Here is a 17,252-nt window from a genome sequence, read left to right as displayed (position 1 = left end):
CATGTCAAAGAATGAACCACTTAGGCCTGCGCTATCGGATGGGGAGGCCATCGCGATTATCGGGATGGGCTGCCGCTTTCCCGGAGGAGTGAAGGGACCAGACGACTTCTGGGAGCTGCTCAGAAGCGGCAAGGATGCTATCGTCGAGGTTCCTCCCGAGCGCTGGAACAAGACCGATTTCTATCATCCCGATCGTGATAAGCCGGGTAAAATGGTGACGAAGCACGGTGGATTTATTGACGGAATTGACCGCTTCGATCCGGAGTTCTTCGGCATATCCCCTCACGAAGCGCATCATATGGACCCTCAGCAGAGACATCTGCTGGAGGTCACATGGGAAGCGCTGGAGGATGGAGGACTGCAGCCAGATAAGCTGCGGGGTCAAGAGGTTGGCGTGTTTGTCGGCGCTTTTGCGCTGGATTATCATGCGCTTCAATTCGGCGATCCCTTCCAGCGCGATGCCGGTCCATATACCGCAGCCAGCAGCATGACGACGATGATTTCGAACCGGATTTCGTACATCTATGATTTTCAAGGTCCATCGATGACGATTGACACGGCTTGCTCGTCTTCACTCGTTTCGCTGCACCTCGCTTGTGAGAGCTTGCGGAGGGGCGAGAGCAAGCTTGCAGTAGCGGGCGGTGTCGTCCTTATTTTCACCCCGCAATATACATTGGTGGAGAGCAGGGGCGGATTTCTGTCGCCTGATGGACGATGCAAAACCTTCGACGCCTCGGCTAACGGCTATGTTCGGGGCGAAGGCGTCGGGCTGGTTGTGTTGAAACGGTACGCTGACGCTGTCGCAGACGGCGATGAGATTCAAGCCGTTATTATGGCCAGCAGCGTGAATCAGGATGGCCATACTGTGGGCATTACTGTTCCGAGCACAGATGCGCAGGAGCGCCTGATTCGAGAGACGCTGCGCAAGGCCGGCTTGCAGCCTTCCGCCGTCCAATATGTCGAAGCCCACGGTACAGGCACGCCTGTCGGCGATCCCATCGAAGCCAGGGCGATATCTGCAGCCTACAGTGACGAGCGCCCTGGAGATGGGAAGCTCATTATCGGCTCCTGCAAGACGAACATCGGCCACACGGAATCTGCTGCTGGTATCGCCGGTTTGATCAAGACGGTGCTATGTTTGAAGCATAAGCAAATTCCTCCGAATTTGCATTTCAATCATCCGAATCCGGCGATTCCGTTTGAGGAATGGAACATACGAGTGCCTCTGGAGCTTGAACCGTGGCCCCAGCATGAAGGACCAGCTATTGCAGCTGTTAACTCGTTCGGCTTCGGTGGAACGAATGCTCATGTTATCGTCCGTGAGGGAGTCGGTATAGGCAATCAAACGCCGAGCCAATTCGAACAATCTGCAGCGGGACGCTCATATCTTCTGCCCCTGTCGGCGCGGAAGCCGGAAGGGCTGGCCGCTCTGAGCGCGTCCTACAGGCAGCTTCTGCTTCAAGAGGCTGAGGCTGCATCCGTTGAATCGGCGTCTGATCACAGACACCTGACGGATATTTGCTGGAGCGCAGGTGTTCGCCGCGAGCATCATCAGCATCGTCAGGCATTCGTTTTTCAGAATGGGGATGATCTGAAGAAGCTGTTGGATCTATCGGTATCGGGGCAGGGTGGCAAAGGCATTATTGCAGGAAAGAGAGCTTCTGGCGAAGCGCCCAAGCTTGTCTGGACGTTCTCGGGCATGGGCCCGCAATGGTATGGTATGGGACGGCAGCTGCTGGATCAGGAGCCGGTTTTCTACGAAATAATGGCTCGCTGCGATCGCTTGTTCTCTGTGCTATCCGGATGGTCCATGCTGGCTGAATTGGGCAAGGATGAAGCGGAAAGCCGTATGGATGAGACAGAGGTTGCAATGCCGCTCAGCTTCGCGCTGCAGGTATCACTTGCCGGCCTCTGGCGCTCATGGGGAATTATTCCTGACGCCATCGTCGGTCATAGCGCGGGAGAGGTTGCCGCATTTTATGAGGCAGGGGTTTATACGCTGGAGGACGCGCTGGTCATTATATACAATCGCAGCCGCCTGCTTCAGCGTCTTAGCGGAATTGGCGGTATGGCAGCTGTTGGCGCGACGGAAGCTGAAGCGGCAGTCTTGCTGGAAGAAGTGAAGAATAAGGTTGATATTGCCGCGATTAATAGTCCGTCCTCTGTCACATTGGCGGGTGATTCGGACGCGTTGGAGCATGTGCTGCGATTAGCGGGTGAGCAGTCCATATTTTGCCGCAAGCTTAAGGTGCAGTCGCCATTCCACAGTCATTATATGGACGCAATCAAGGACGAATTAATTACGAGCTTGCAGCATGTTCCTGCACGCGCGAATTCGATTCCACTTTACTCCACCGTGACGGCGGATGAGGTAGAAGGAGCAGCAACGGATTCCTATTATTGGTGGCTGAATGTAAGGGAAACCGTTCGTTTCGCTCCAGTCATCGAGAAGCTTGTTGGTCTCGGCTATTCTGCTTTTCTGGAAATCGGCGCGCATCCTGTGTTATCCGGCTCTTTGACAGAATGCTTTGGGGAGCGCAGCGCGCTTGCAATCGCCTCGATTCGCCGCAAGGAGGATGAGCATGCTGCGATGATGCATGCTTTGGCTGAGCTCTATACATGGGGAATTGAGCCGGACTGGATGGCATTGTATCCGCAAGGTCAACGTGTGAAGCTGCCGCGGTATCCGTGGCATTCGGGCATGTATTGGCATGAGCCGGATGTTATTCGTCTCATTCGACTTGGCCATCGCGATCATCCCTTGCTAGGACGACCGCTGCTCGGCGCAGCGACGGGCTGGGAGGGCGAGGTGTCGCTGGAGCGTTTCCCTTATTTGCAGGATCATCGGGTGCTCGATCAGATTGTGTTCCCGGCAGCAGGCTATATCGAAGCCATTATGGGCGCTCTGCAGCATACGCTCGGCAAGGGCAGCTATGTGCTGGAACAATTGGAGCTGCATAGAAGCTTGACTTTATCGCAGCCCTCGTCAGTTCTGCTGACCCAGCATTACCTCGATGTAGAGAATGGCACCTTCCAAATTTATGGAGCTTCGGATGCGCCGAACAGTCCGTTCACGCTGCATGCATCGGGTCGCGTCAGACAGCTGCAGCAGAGGAGCATGGCTTCGATAGCTGATCTGGAGCAGGAGCTGCTGGCGACTCCCTATTACATAGACAGGGAAAAAGCTTATCGCATTTTGAACAACATGGGCTTCGACTACGGACCTTGCTTCCAAGGAATCATTGGAGCAAATGTAGGTATTGACGAGGCTTGGGTTGAAATCGAAATGAACATCGATCATAACGATGCAGAGGGCTATGGCTTCCATCCGCGATTGATGGATGCCTGCTTCCAGGCGCTGCTGGCCGCTGAATTCCCGTTGGAGGGCGAGACGCCTAAGGAATCCAGACTTGAATTCCGCATTCCGGTGCGGATTGGCCAAATACGCTTTCACCGCAAGGCAGAGGGCCGATTGTGGGCACATAGCCGATTGAGTGAACGAAACAGCATGATAACGAAGGGCGATTTGCACATTTATGACGAACAAGGCCGCCTGGTGGCTGAGTTTCTTGATTTTGTCAAACAAGCGCTTGATGCAGGTGTCGGTAAAATTAGCAGCACGCAGCTCAAACGTTGGTTCTATGAATTGCAATGGCAGCCTGATTCGAAAATGCTTGCACCAGCGAAGCGGGTTACGAGGCGGGATGCATGGCTGTTCCTCGGGGATGAAGGGGATTTTGCCGCTACTGCTGCCTCGCTTCTGCATAATCAGGACTTCGACGCTGTCATTGTCAAAGCTTCCTCTGACGAAGCGTATTCGTTCACACCGGCATTCGGCTCCGTGGACAATAAGATAAATCCAACGAATCGGGAGCATTACGACCAGCTCATAAAGGATGCGCTGCTGGCGTATGGGGGCCGGTTGCGGGGAATCGTACATTGCTGGAATCTTGATCTGCCGACTGCAGGGCAGATGGCAGAGATAGAGGGAAGCGAGCCCTGGTCGCAGGTGAAGGCAATAAGCGGGCACTCGCTGCTGTATGCGGCGCAAAGCGCCGCCAAAAGCCGTGCGGACGTGCGCATATGGCTCGTAACACGCGGCGCACAATCGATTGACAAGGATGCTGGCAAGTTGCCCGATCACCCCCTCTCCGTATTTCAAGCCGCTGCCTGGGGATTGGGACGGACGCTGGGCCAGCAAGAGCTTCGCGAGCAATGGGGCGGCATAGTGGATCTTGATCCTGCGTCGTCAGAGGCGGAATCAGCTGGGCTGCTCATCCATGAGCTTGTGAGCGAGGATGCGGGGATCGAGGATCAAATTGCGTATCGTGGACATCAGCGATATTTGCTGCGGATGAATCATGCGGCGCAAATTCCCGGCCTTTCCTTGCCAATGCGCTGTCGGGAGGATGGCGCTTACCTCATAACTGGAGCTTTTGGAGCGATCGGACAAGAGGTGGGAAGACTGCTCGTGAAACGGGGCGCAAGAAGGCTCTTGCTTCTTGGCCGCAGCCAGCTGCCTGAGCGAAGCGAATGGAGAAATGCTGCGTCCGGCAGCAGTGAAGCAGCTCGAATAGACTATGTGCTTGAATTGGAAGCAGCCGGTGTACATGTCCAAATTGTCAGTCTGGATATAACAGATGGCGCAGCGCTTAGAGCTTTCATGGCAGAATATGAGCGTAATGGGTTGCCTGCGATCTGTGGCGTTGTGCATAGTGCAGGAACAGTCAAGGATGTTCTTCTTGAGCAGATGACAGAGGAAATGTTCGATGCCGCCTATGAGCCCAAAGTTAAGGGAGCTTGGAATCTTCATCTTGCAACGAGTGGTCAGCCGCTTGAATTTTTTATTCTTTTCTCCTCCTTGGCATCCATCCTGCCGCCAGCTGGACAAGGGAATTACGCGGCTGGCAATGCTTTCATGGATGCGCTCGCCGCTTATCGCTTGGAGCAGGGACTTCCGGCATTAAGCATTAATTGGGGTCCATGGTTGGTAGGGATGGTAGAGAAGCTTAATTTGGCCGCTCACTTTCAAGAGAACGGCATTGATTGCATAAAGGCAGGAGAAGGCATGCGGCTTCTGGAGCATCTGATCGGTCAGAATTGTGCGCAAGTTGCTGTATTGTCTGCGGAATGGCGTTCTGTTAGAAAGCTGTATCCCGGTGTAGCGCTCCTTAATGTGCTGGATAAGCAGGCTGGACAGCAGGGGGATGGGACAGACGAAACGAGCAGTGTTGATGCCATTAAAGCGTTGGACGCGTCGGAGCGAGGCCCATTCATCCTGAAGCAATTCGCGGCGCTTGTGGCGGAGCTTCTCCATTTCGACAGTGAATCGCTAGATACGACAAAAACGTTGCCCGAAATCGGGCTGGATTCCATGATGGCCATCAAGCTGCGCATTCGCATGCAAAATGAGTTCGGCAATGCGCCGATGGTGGGCGATTTGCTTAGCGGCTATTCCATTGCGGCACTCGCCAAGATGATCACACAGCAATTCGAGGAACAGCTAATGCATGAGCTGCAGCCAATTTAATATGATGACTGCCGCACGAGCATTTGCTAGTTCTGACAAGAAGAGCTGACAAAGTATAAATAACGGAAGAACCTTCAGCTCCACTTTTATAGTGGTATGGAGGTTCTTTCGTGCATTTTATGGGAATGCATCACTCGGGTATACCCTTTCGGATGAAAAAAGATGCTTCCAGCCCCACTTTTTATAGTGGTTTCGGAGGCATCTTTTGGGACTGACTTCGTGCAGCTACTAGCGCATGGTGTATCACATCATGACGACGGTCGATCTCGACCACATTTATGTGGTTAGCTTCATATGTGTATAATCGGGCTCGAATCCAACCTTGCTCCAGAATTGATAGCCGCGAGGGTTCGATGCCAACACATCAATCGTCACTTTGGCCCCGAGAGGAAAAGAGTGGTTGAGAAGGAGGTGTAATGCCTTGGCACCATAACCATTGCTGCGATACTCTCTCCCAATATAAAACTGTCTTAGATGAATATAGGATTCATGAGGATGCAGGTCATCTGTTCTAGTCTGATAAACAGCATATCCGATAATTGCATCAGCCGTTTGTACGATCTCGATCTCCCATTCACCGGCCATCCATTCAGCCATTCTGTCCTGAAGCTGCTCGATTGACATTGGATTGCGGCTGCCTTCATCCCGGATCAAATTTTGATTCATCAGAGCGAGATGCTGCAAGTCTGCTTCTGCAGCTTTACGTTTCGATAATTCCATCGCTAGACGCACCGCCAATTAACTATGATAGGGAAGATAATCGCAGATGTTAGGTGCGGGCCTGCCGTTGACGTGCAGGTCCATCTCGTCCATCCTTATGGCTGGGCTTTAATTTCAAGCAATTCATACTTAATTACGCCATCAGGTGCGGCAACGCTAATGATATCACCAACTGATTTGCCTACAAGCGAGCTGCCGAGAGGACTTTCGTAAGATATTTTGTTGTCGAAAACATCTGCTTCAGACGGTCCAACGAGCATATACTCGATAGTCTCAGCGAATTCCAGATCATGCAGCTTGACGACAGAGCCGACGAACACCTTGCTCATATCGATGTCATCCGTTTCAGCAACTTTAGCTTTGCGAAGCATCTTCTCTACGATCAGTATTCTGGTCTCCATAAAAGCCTGATCATTCTTGGCGGAATGATATTCGCTATTTTCCTTCAAATCGCCGTAGCTGAGCGCCAATTTGATTCGATCTGCGATTTCTCTGCGCTTGACGATCTTCAGGTCTTCCAGTTCCGCCTCTAACTTAGCCAATCCCTCACGGGTTAAAATAATTTCATTTTGCGACATCGCTACAACTCCTAATTTAATTTACCATTTTTATTATGTGCACATTATTCAATTCTACACGATAACAGAGTGTAAGCATACCGCATATAAGGGTGGTTTGTCTTCAAGCGCTTGCCATTGTCTTCTATAATTTCGGTCCTCTGCACGGAGTAAGCATCCAGGGCAGAAATCCTTGCAATCAATTATTCGGGGAAAAGTTGTCTTAGCTTGTAGGTTCTGCGATATTGGAGAGGCGGCATTCCGACTTGCTTTTTGATAATTGCACTTAGGCTGGCCGGCTTTTTGATGCCTGTCTTTTTGCAAATCGATTGCATCGATTCATCTGTTGTGCGAAGAAGGTGCAGCGCGATATCAATGCGTACGCGGGCTACGAATTTGAATGGAGATATATTCATAATCCGTTTGAACTCCTGACAGAAATAGTTGGGATGATAGCCGATTACATGCGCGATCTCTTCGAGTGATAGATCAGCATTGCTGATGTTCTTTTTGATATAACGCGTCGCATATACGATCATTCGACCGCTGTGGTACTTCAGGTCCGACGGGCTGGAATCGTTCACATGGGCATTCTCATCCCAATTGATAAATAATTCTGTAAGCAGTGTATACAAATGTCGAGACATCCGCATTTCTTCAGCAATGTCCTGTCCGGAAAGCGGCGTATCCCATATCGTATCCGCATATTTTGCAATAGAGGAGAGCAGCGGCATAATGACAGCACTGGTTGTACGATGCTCAGCAAAAAACGCATCCAGAAATATGGAGTTGAACGTCAATACTCGGACTGCGTTCAAGCTGCCGCTGTAGACAATGCGCTGTTGCGGATGGACGAGCATAATGCTAGGGAGGGAGGATGAAAAATGCGCCCCCGAAATCGCAAACGAGCTGGAATGGGCATTTCCATTCCACAGAAGCAGCTCGTAGCTTTCCGTCAACCATTCATGCTGTTCTGGATGGCAACGATGGACCAATCGAACCGGCAAAAAATCAGTCAGATGCGCATTGAACATTTTTTATATCCCCCGCTATCATTCCTATTCTATTCTTTGAGACCCATCGTATATTCTTACAGTGGCGTAGTCAAGAATGTAAAATAAACTTAATATTTCGTAATAATATTAGAAAACAGGTATTGCGACATGGAAGGAAGTATAAATACAATTGAATTACTTGGTATTGGGGTCAATCTTTTATAAAGGAGCATGAAATGATGAAAAAAGATCTTCCGATACAAATACCGATTAATAAATGCTATCAATTCTCGGCTTACCCGCTCTCTATTATTACAACAGACGACAGGAGCTGGGGATGGGTATTTACGAATTACATTCAAACCTGCATTCATGAGAATTTTTTGACTGCGCCAGTCCCTTTTAAATTTTACGAATTTGATTATTCACTCAACCCTTGGTTAAAGGTGAACCGATTGGACCGGTCGATATTTCCCCTGCTTCGAACCTCACTGACAGATTTTGCGATAAACTGCCTGTCTAAAGGAGTCTATCTCTATTTGAATCTCGATGAATACTACGTGCCTAGCCGCAGCGCCTATCAAAACTACCATATGACACATGATGTGCTGATCCATGGCTTCGACACGGAGCAAAAGAGCTTCTCCATTATCGGGTATACGAATGAAAATGTGTTTGACAAATCAACGGTATCTTTTGCCGATTTTGAAACGGCTTACGCAAGCTTGGATCATATTGAGAACGATTGTCATCAAATCTATCTCTATGAATTTAACAAGGAAGGGGCGTATTCATTTAACCCTGCGCTTGTTGCGGAAGGCATTGAGGATTATTTGCTATCGCGCAATACGGCCCGCAAATTTGCTGGTTTGGCAGAGCCGGAGCGAGATTTGGTTTTTGGGATGAATACGTATCCTGTTCTGGCGGCTTATCATGAGCATTTGATAAAGGATGATGAATATATCGACATCCGATTGCTTCATTTATTATGGGAGCATAAAAATTGCATGGCGCTCAGAGTGAAGTATATGGCCGAGAAAGGTTATTTAAGGGGGGATTTAACGGAGCTGCAAGATTCGTTTATTCGCATTGAAAAGGAAAGCCGTCTGACAAGAGACACACTTATTAAGTACTACTATTCCAAAAATAAATCATTTCTTCAATCGATCATCCAGAATCTGGAGAAGATCAGGCAAGATGAGTCTGAACAGCTTAATCGGTTGCTTGATGCAATGAAAATACGTGAACAACTTAATATCTAAATAAAAAATGAGTAATAAGACATTGTTTTTATATTTTATATAAACTTATTATTGATAGTACAAACTGCATTATCAACTGCGGTTATTTGGGGGGACTACTTAAAGAATTGATAGATTGCGAATCGGACAGGAAGGAGGGAAGTTATGAATTTAGTCGTTACGCAGACTAACGTGACGAATTTTGTTAGTGAAAAAATTTCAGATCTGACAAGAAAGCCTGAATTAAAGCATCTTCTGACTTTGACGGATAGAATGCTTGATTTTGGCATGACCTCAAAAATTTTCATTCAATTGATCGTAGAAATTGAGCATCGGTACGACATTTATTTCAGAGACAATGAGCTGTGGCTGAATGGCTTTGATTCCATCGGTGATCTGGTAGACAGAATTGTTGAGGAGCTCTACGCCAGCACAGCACATCCCTTCTCATAATGTCATTGCGCAAACGTTTTCATTATTGGAGGGAGACGATCATGTTCGGAAATCAGACGGCCATTGAGGCTTATCAATTAACTCACCCTCAGCAGAGAGTGTGGCTTGTTGAGAAGATTTATCCAGATACATCATTGCATCACCTGTCAGCACAATCGCTGAAGCAGGGAGATATCGATATTAATGCGCTGGAGCAGGCTATTGGGACATTTGTCAGGCAGAATGATTGTACCAGATTGCGCTTTATAGAGAGAGAGCAGGTCGTACAGCAATATATTCACCCTTATGAGCCCTTTCAAATCGACCGGATAGATTTCAGCATTGAGGGGGACCCGCAAGCGGCTTATGACAGCTGGCTGTACAAACGTTTGCACAAAACATTCGAGCTTGAGCATGAGTATTTATTCAATTACGCAATCATTCGAACGGATAAGGATCATGCGGGCTTCTTATTCATCTACCATCATTTAATTTCAGATGGCTGGTCCATTTGCACGATGATAAACAGAATTTGGGAGATGTATGCTTCGCTTGCAAAAGGTGAGGAGATCGCCAGCAGCGGGAAGGAATCGTATTTGGACTATATCGCGTCCGAGCAAGCCTACTTGAGCTCAAGCCGTTTTGTGAAAAACCAATCGTTCTGGAACGACAAGTTTAAGCAGTTGCCGGAGCAATTCGCGGTCCGCAGCTCGCTTGAAACGGCAGGCAAGAGAGCGAACTTTCTTATCGATCCGCAAACCAGCTCTGCAATTCGACAGTTGGTCAAAGCGCAGAGCTGTTCGTTAAACACCTTTTTCGTCATGCTGTCAGCGTTATATACCCGCAAAATAACGCAGCGCAGCGATATCGTGCTTGGAACGCCGGTTCTTAACCGATCGGGCAGGAAAGAGAAAGAGATGTTCGGAATGTTCACCTCTACAATGCCTTTCCGCACGATTGTGAACGATGAAGCCGCCATTCTCGATTGGATGGAGACCGTCAATGAAGATCTGATGAAATGCTATTTCCATCAGAAGTATCCCTACGAGCTGCTGATGAAGGATATCGGATTGAAGCAGTTGGGGCATGACAATCTGTTTGATTTGAGCGTCAACTACTATAACACCAGAATGCCTACAGAGGTTAACGGCGACGCCGTTGAAACGACTGAGCTTTACAGCGGCAATCAGCTTTATTCGTTGCAGATTGTCATTAAGGACTGGCTTGCGGACGGTTCCTTGAACATCGAATTCGATTACAAGGAAAGCCTCTATTCGGAGGCTGAGATTACGCTTATGTGGAATCGCATGCGGATTCTGCTGCAACAAATTTTGACGAATCCGGGGCAGCGAATCGGCGAGCTGGAAATCGTCGATGGCGAAGAGAAGGCGAAGCTGCTGTCGGAATGGAACGACACAAGTGCTGGGTATCCGCATGAACAGTCGGTCCAGCAGCTCTTCGAGGAGCAAGCAGCCCGTAATCCTGATCGTCCTGCACTGCGTTGGAACGACCAGTCGATGTCCTATGGAGAGTTGAACCGGAAGGCGAACGCGCTGGCCCATGTGCTGAGGGATAGGGGAATTGTTCGCGATAGCATGGTCGCTATTATGGCTACGCACTCGCAGGAGGTTGTGATCGGGATTCTTGCCGTGCTCAAGGCTGGAGGGGCGTACGTCCCGATTGATCCGGATTATCCGGAGGAGCGCATTCATTACTTGCTGAATGATTCCGGGGCAAGCGTGCTTCTGAGGAATGTAGATATCGATGCATTGCGATCATACGACGGCGATGCCATCGATCTTCGCAGCCATGCCATATATGAAGGGGATTGGGGAAATCCTGAGCCGGTCAGTGGACCGAAGGATCTAGCGTATATCATCTACACATCGGGCTCGACTGGAAATCCGAAAGGGGTCATGATCGAGCATCAGGGCCTTGTCAACTATATTTGGTGGGCGAAGCAAATGTATATTCGCGAGGATACGGAAGCATTCGCACTGTATTCTTCGATCTCATTCGATCTGACAGTGACCTCGATATTTACGCCGCTTATTAACGGCAATCCGATCCACATCTACTCCGATGACGGGTCGGAATTCGTGCTGTACCGGATCCTGCGCGAGAATGCGACTCAGATTATCAAGCTGACGCCATCCCATTTATCGCTCATCAAGGATCTCGATCTGACGGGCAGCTCGGTGCGCCGGTTTATCGTTGGCGGCGAGGACTTCAAGACCAGTCTCGCCAGAGAGATTCATGCAAGCTTTGGCGGACAGATCGATATGTACAATGAATATGGCCCGACAGAAACGGTTGTCGGCTGTATGATTCACCGTTTCGACATCGAGCTGGATCTGGGGGCATCCGTCCCTATCGGTCGTCCGGCCGACAATGTGCAGCTGTATGTGCTCGATGAGGGTCATCAGCTGTTGCCGGCTGAAACGGTTGGCGAGCTGTTTATTTCAGGAGATGGGGTGGCAAGGGGCTACCTCAATCGAGCAGCTTTGACAGCGGAGCGTTTCGTGGACAATCCGTTCCTGTCAGGGAAGCGAATGTACAGAACAGGTGATCTGGTCCGTTATCGGGCGGACGGGATCATCGATTATTTCGGCAGGATCGATACACAAGTGAAGATCAGAGGCTATCGGATTGAACTAGGCGAGATCGAGAGCCATCTGACGAAACGAGACGCCATAAGAGAGGCGGTCGTTATCGATCGGGCGAGACCCCAGGGCGATGTCTATCTCTGCGCCTATTATTTGGCCGACGAGGACATTGATGAGAATGAGCTGCGCAGAGATATGCTTCAGACAATGCCGGGGTATATGGTCCCGTCGTATTTTATAAGAATTGAAGAGATTCCATTGACGCCTAACGGCAAGGTGAATCGGGCAGCGCTGCCCGATATTCCGCTTGAAGCCGGTACGGCTGGCGAGATAGAGATCAATTATGAGAATGAGACAGAGAGGCATGTGTTCGAAACGCTGCGCGAGGTATTGCGCATAGAGCGGATCGGACGGCATCACAATTTCTATCAGCTTGGCGGGGACTCGATCAAAGCGATACAAGTAGCGGCGAAGCTTAGCGGATTGGGTCTTAAAGTCAGGGTGAAGGACATCCTGTCCATCCCTGTTCTGGAGGAGCTTGCCGCAGCGGTTCAAACCGACAATGACCGATTGCAGGCCGATCAGCATGCCGCTGCGGGCGAGGTGCTGCCGACACCGATTACGGAATGGTTCTTCGCTCAGCGAAATGAGATGGAACAGCATTGGAATCAATCCATACTGCTTGCATTGAAGCAAGCCATTGCGCCACATGAGCTCGGGAACGCTTTGGAGGCGCTCGTGAACCATCACGATTCGCTGCGTTTGAATCTAAACCGCTCATCCGGTCGGCTTTATTATAATGCGGAGCATTTAAATGCACCCGTCCCCGTAGAAACGGTAGATTTGTCAGCCTATGAGGGCGAGCAATGGAGGCAGCAGCTTGTTGAACGCGGAGAAGCGATCAAATCGTCGCTGGATATCGAGAACGGCTTGCCGCTTCATGCCTGCTTGTTCACGGCAAATTATGCAGGAGATCAGCTGCTGCTGCTGACGGCACATCATCTCATGGTGGACGCTGTTTCGTGGCAGATCATGCTGGAGGATCTTGCACTGCTGCTGGATGGAATCAAGCTGGGGTCGACGGCAAAGCTTCCACTCAAAACGCATTCCTATCAGGTCTGGGCTGATGGGCTTCACAATGATCCAGCAAAAGTTCTATCAGGACGCGCTGAGCTTGATTATTGGGAGAACACAAGTAAGGGCTTCAACTGGAGCATGGCATCTCAGCTGGCGGACAATCCCGCTGGAGATAACCGGATGAGCAGCTGCAGAACAGTCCGCGCCACCTTAAGCGCAGAGGAAACAGCCTCCCTGCTGACCGGAGCGAATGCCAGCTATCGGACCGAGGCGAACGAACTGCTCGTCACTGCGCTGGCAATGGCGGTTAGAAGCAGGACGAAGCAGGAGGAGGTTTATTTGGAGCTTGAGGGACATGGCAGAGAAGAGCTGATAGACGGCATTGACATTAACCGCACCGTCGGCTGGTTCACGAGCATATTTCCCTTCCGTCTGCAGCTTCCGCATGGTGATAACGGGGCGCTGATCAAATCCGTGAAGGAGCAAATGAGAGCGATCCCGAACAAAGGTATCGGATACGGCATTCATCGCTATATCCACGGCAGCCTGCCGGTCATGGATACAGCAGCGATTCGCTTCAACTATTTGGGCAGACTGGACAACGGCTTCGACAATCATTGGTTCCAACTGGTCAATGAGGATACAGGTCGCGATATCGGACCTGACAATCGCTTGAATGTCCTGCTGGATATCGTAGCTGCTGTTGTCGATGGCGAGCTGACCTTCTCGGTCACTTACAGTCAGGAGCAATTCCAGCAAGCTGCAGTCACTGCATTCGTCAACGTCCTGACAGCATCACTTCAAGAGCTGATCCGTCATTGCTTGAACGAAACTGAGCCGCAATTTACACCGTCGGATTTCGAAACGGCGGGCTTATCGCTATCCGATTTGGATATGCTCTTGAATTAAAAAATGAAAGGTGTGAGCTTTACGAAAGCTTATCGTTTATTCCTACTAATAATTGCAACCATTCTCTTCCTTGGAGGGGTTCTGGTTCCGCAAGCGCATGCTGAAGTAGATACAACAGCTGCGGAGACATTGAAGGTGATTGAAGAGATCGCCACAGATAATTTGGACAGCACCGGGGCTTCGGGAGTAGCGGTAGTTGTTGTCAAGGATGACAAAATTATTTTTAATCAAGGCTTTGGATATGCGGATATAGATGCCGAGAAGCCGATCACAACGGAAACGCTGTTCGAGATTGGGTCAACAAGCAAAGCCTTTACCGCTCTGGGAGTGCTGCACTTGCGGGATAAAGGGTTGATTGAGCTCGATGCGCCCGTAAATCGTTATTTGCCTTGGTTCAAACTGATTTACAAAGGTGAGGAAGCCGTCGTTACTCTTCGCCAGCTGCTCAACCACACTAGCGAGATCCCGACAAGAACGATTGGCGAGATCCCCGCTATACAAGGTGAACATGCGCTGGAGGAAACGGTCCGCAACTTAATTGACCAGGAAATTAAATATCCGCCAGGTGATCGGTTCATTTATTCAACGATCAACTATGACGTGCTTGCGCTTATAATACAGGAAGTCACTGGGCAGCCGTTTGCGGATTATATGAAACAAGAGGTGTTTCAGCCGCTTAATATGAATCATACCTACATGGGCCGAGGCCAAGCGCCAGCAGATCAAATTGCAGTCGGGCACAAGTGGATGTTCGGTTCTCCGCAGCCTTATGACGCTCCTTATTTCGGCGGTAATGAGGCCGCTGCGTATGTCATCACGAACAGCACGGAATTGGGACAATGGCTTAAAGTCCAACTGGGTACGGCGAATGTGGATGAAAACTATATGCGCTTGGCGAAGGAAACGCAGGAGGCCAACCGTTCAGTTCCACCGTTCATTGACGGCTCTTCCTACGGAATGGGTTGGAATTCCCTGCAGCTTGGCGGGGGGCAGCTGTTTCACGATGGCACCAACCCCGGTTTCTTCTCAAACATGGTTGTTCGTCCTGCAGAAAAGCTTGGTGTTGCTGTTATGTCCAATACCAGCTCGTATATCTCGCAGAAGATAGCGGGAGAAATTATGAACTATCTGATTGAGCGTGATGAAGTCGTTCCTTTCGCAGACACCTATCAGCGTTGGGATAAGCTAAGCTCAATTGTGACGATTACGTTTGCACCTTTGATTGCGGCTTTGCTGTATGCGACATGTTTGGTCATTGTACAAATTTTTCGCAGAACAAGGACATTTGCAGCTCCAACGGTCAAACGGTTTGTTACACTGCTGCTTACGCTGCCTGTTATGGCTGGCTTCTATCTGTGCATCTATTTTATCCCGGACCTCTTTCTGTTCGGAAATATGTGGAGCATGGCCGATGTTTACGCACCTGAGACGATTCTGATCGCGGTGTATTCCGTCTCAGCAGCAGGCGCGCTTGCCTTTATTTATTTTGTACTGAGCCATTTGTTTCCGAAACCGGACAAGCCATCATACTTTTCACTGGCATTGTTAAGCGTACTGAGCGGTTTCGGCAATGCACTGGTCGTATTTACACTCAATAATGCCGTTAGTCGAACGGAGAAGATTGGATTCAATCGGATTGACAACAGTGTCAATATGCTGCTTGTATATTTTCTGATGGGAATCGTGCTGTATGTAGTAGGACAGCGTATTCTGCGGCCTCGGCTGATTCGATTGACGAACGGGATTATCTATAAGAAACGTTCCGAGTTAATTGGCAAGATCTTATCCACGAGCTATCAGGACATTGAGAAGACACGGGCAGAGAAAATTCAAGCCTGTCTCAACAATGATATTGAGATGATCAGCCGTATCGTCAATCTGATCGTATCGGGCTTAACTGCGACGATCACGTTAACCTTCTGCTTCATATACTTGGGCATTATGAGCTTCTATGGTTTCCTGGTCTCCTTCTTGGTCATCATAGTTGCAGCAGCACTCTACTTTTATGTCGGGCAGATTGCAAACAAGCTCTGGGAACAGACGCGCGACATTCAGAATGTGTTCTTCAAATATATTAATGATCTGGTAGCAGGCTTCAAGGAGCTGTCTATCAGCCGCAAAAAACGGGATCAATTTCAGGCCGATATGGAAGATAGTATGAAGCAGTATCGGGACAAGCGAACGCAAGGGGACGTCAGCTTTGCAGGTGTATTCGTTGCAGGGGAGCTCATCTTTGTATTCGTAATGGGAGCTGTCGCTTTCTTGTTCCCGCTCATGTTTGAGGATAATTTCTCCTTCGTGCGGGACTACATCTTCGTCTTTATTTATATGGCGGGTCCATTGAACTTGATCTTCGCTGCAATCCCTGAGTTTATGAGCGTTCGGATTAGCTGGAAACGGATTCAGGAGATGAACAATTCGCTTTCGGAGATCGCCATTCAAGATAAAGATGTGGCGGTGGATGTGAACAAGCAGAAGGACTTGAAGCTGGAGCTTCGAGACGTCGAATATGAGTACAAGAACAACAACGGAAACTTGTTCTCAGTAGGCCCTTTCAACTACACCTTCCAAAGCGGCGAGATCGTTTATATTACAGGCGGCAATGGCAGCGGGAAGTCGACGATGGCCAAGCTGCTTTCAGGATTGTATAAACCGGACAAAGGAGCAGTTCTGCTCAATAACGAGCCGATTGATTCGCGAGAGCTGGGCGAATATTTTACGACCGTGTTCAGTGATTTCTATCTGTTCGATCGTCTCTACGGAACTCGTTATGAGGAGAAGAAGGAAGAGATTGACCACTATCTGAAGCTGTTGAAGCTAGAGGGGAAAATCAACTTCTCGGATGGCAGCGTGAACAGCTCGGAGTTATCGACAGGACAGCGCAAGCGTCTGGCGATGCTCATTAGCTATCTGGAGGATCGTCCGATCTGCTTATTCGATGAGTGGGCTGCCGATCAGGACCCGGAATTCCGCAAATTTTTCTATCACGATCTATTGCCTGAATTGAAGGCGCGCGGCAAATGCATCATTGCAATTACTCATGATGACATGTACTTCTCGCTTGCGGATAAAATCATTAAATTGGACTTCGGCCAAATTGTGCCCGGAGCGAAATACGCAGAGACTGCTGCTACAGTTGAGTAATCGTATCCCAAGCGATTGAGAACTGCAATTCTCAAGTGGTA

8 protein-coding genes are annotated in these 17,252 nt (G+C 49.5%); 5 read left to right on the top strand and 3 right to left on the bottom strand.

Annotated elements, in window-relative coordinates:
* Position 1: 1 nt before the first annotated feature.
* The gene (locus L6H65_RS03640; RefSeq protein WP_236339048.1) at positions 2-5,530 is read left to right on the top strand and encodes a type I polyketide synthase; all 5,529 of its coding nucleotides are present in this window, start codon (positions 2-4) and stop codon (positions 5,528-5,530) included.
* Between the two features lie 276 nt (positions 5,531-5,806).
* Here L6H65_RS03640 and L6H65_RS03635 read toward each other — a convergent pair whose 3' ends face one another.
* The 3 genes from L6H65_RS03635 to L6H65_RS03625 form a co-directional block, all read right to left on the bottom strand.
* Positions 5,807-6,250 carry a GNAT family N-acetyltransferase gene (locus tag L6H65_RS03635; protein WP_236339046.1) on the bottom strand — a complete coding sequence of 148 codons (444 nt, stop codon included), beginning with the start codon at positions 6,248-6,250 and terminating at the stop codon, positions 5,807-5,809.
* Positions 6,251-6,345: 95 nt separating this feature from the next.
* Positions 6,346-6,828 (bottom strand): transcription elongation factor GreA, encoded by a 483-nt coding sequence (greA, locus tag L6H65_RS03630; RefSeq protein ID WP_236339044.1) that lies wholly within the window; start codon positions 6,826-6,828, stop codon positions 6,346-6,348.
* 182 nt (positions 6,829-7,010) lie between these two features.
* Positions 7,011-7,841: a helix-turn-helix transcriptional regulator gene (locus tag L6H65_RS03625; RefSeq protein ID WP_236339042.1), complete on the bottom strand. Its 831-nt coding sequence runs from the start codon at positions 7,839-7,841 to the stop codon at positions 7,011-7,013.
* A gap of 197 nt (positions 7,842-8,038) precedes the next feature.
* On the opposite strand from L6H65_RS03625, the gene L6H65_RS03620 reads away from it, so the two are divergent.
* From L6H65_RS03620 to L6H65_RS03605, 4 genes are all read left to right on the top strand, one after another.
* Positions 8,039-9,064 carry a hypothetical protein gene (locus L6H65_RS03620; protein ID WP_236339040.1) on the top strand — a complete coding sequence of 342 codons (1,026 nt, stop codon included), beginning with the start codon at positions 8,039-8,041 and terminating at the stop codon, positions 9,062-9,064.
* 144 nt (positions 9,065-9,208) lie between these two features.
* Positions 9,209-9,496, top strand: a complete 288-nt coding sequence (locus L6H65_RS03615) for an acyl carrier protein (protein WP_236339039.1) — start codon at positions 9,209-9,211, stop codon at positions 9,494-9,496.
* Positions 9,497-9,537: 41 nt separating this feature from the next.
* Complete coding sequence (locus tag L6H65_RS03610) at positions 9,538-14,067, top strand: non-ribosomal peptide synthetase (protein ID WP_236339038.1); 4,530 nt, start codon at positions 9,538-9,540, stop codon at positions 14,065-14,067.
* Between the two features lie 12 nt (positions 14,068-14,079).
* Positions 14,080-17,211 (top strand): cyclic peptide export ABC transporter, encoded by a 3,132-nt coding sequence (locus L6H65_RS03605; protein WP_236339037.1) that lies wholly within the window; start codon positions 14,080-14,082, stop codon positions 17,209-17,211.
* Positions 17,212-17,252: the final 41 nt, after the last annotated feature.

It is taken from the genome of Paenibacillus plantiphilus (assembly GCF_927798095.1).
GTDB lineage: Bacteria > Bacillota > Bacilli > Paenibacillales > Paenibacillaceae > Paenibacillus_Z > Paenibacillus_Z plantiphilus.
This window is presented reverse-complemented; position numbering and strand designations above follow the sequence as displayed.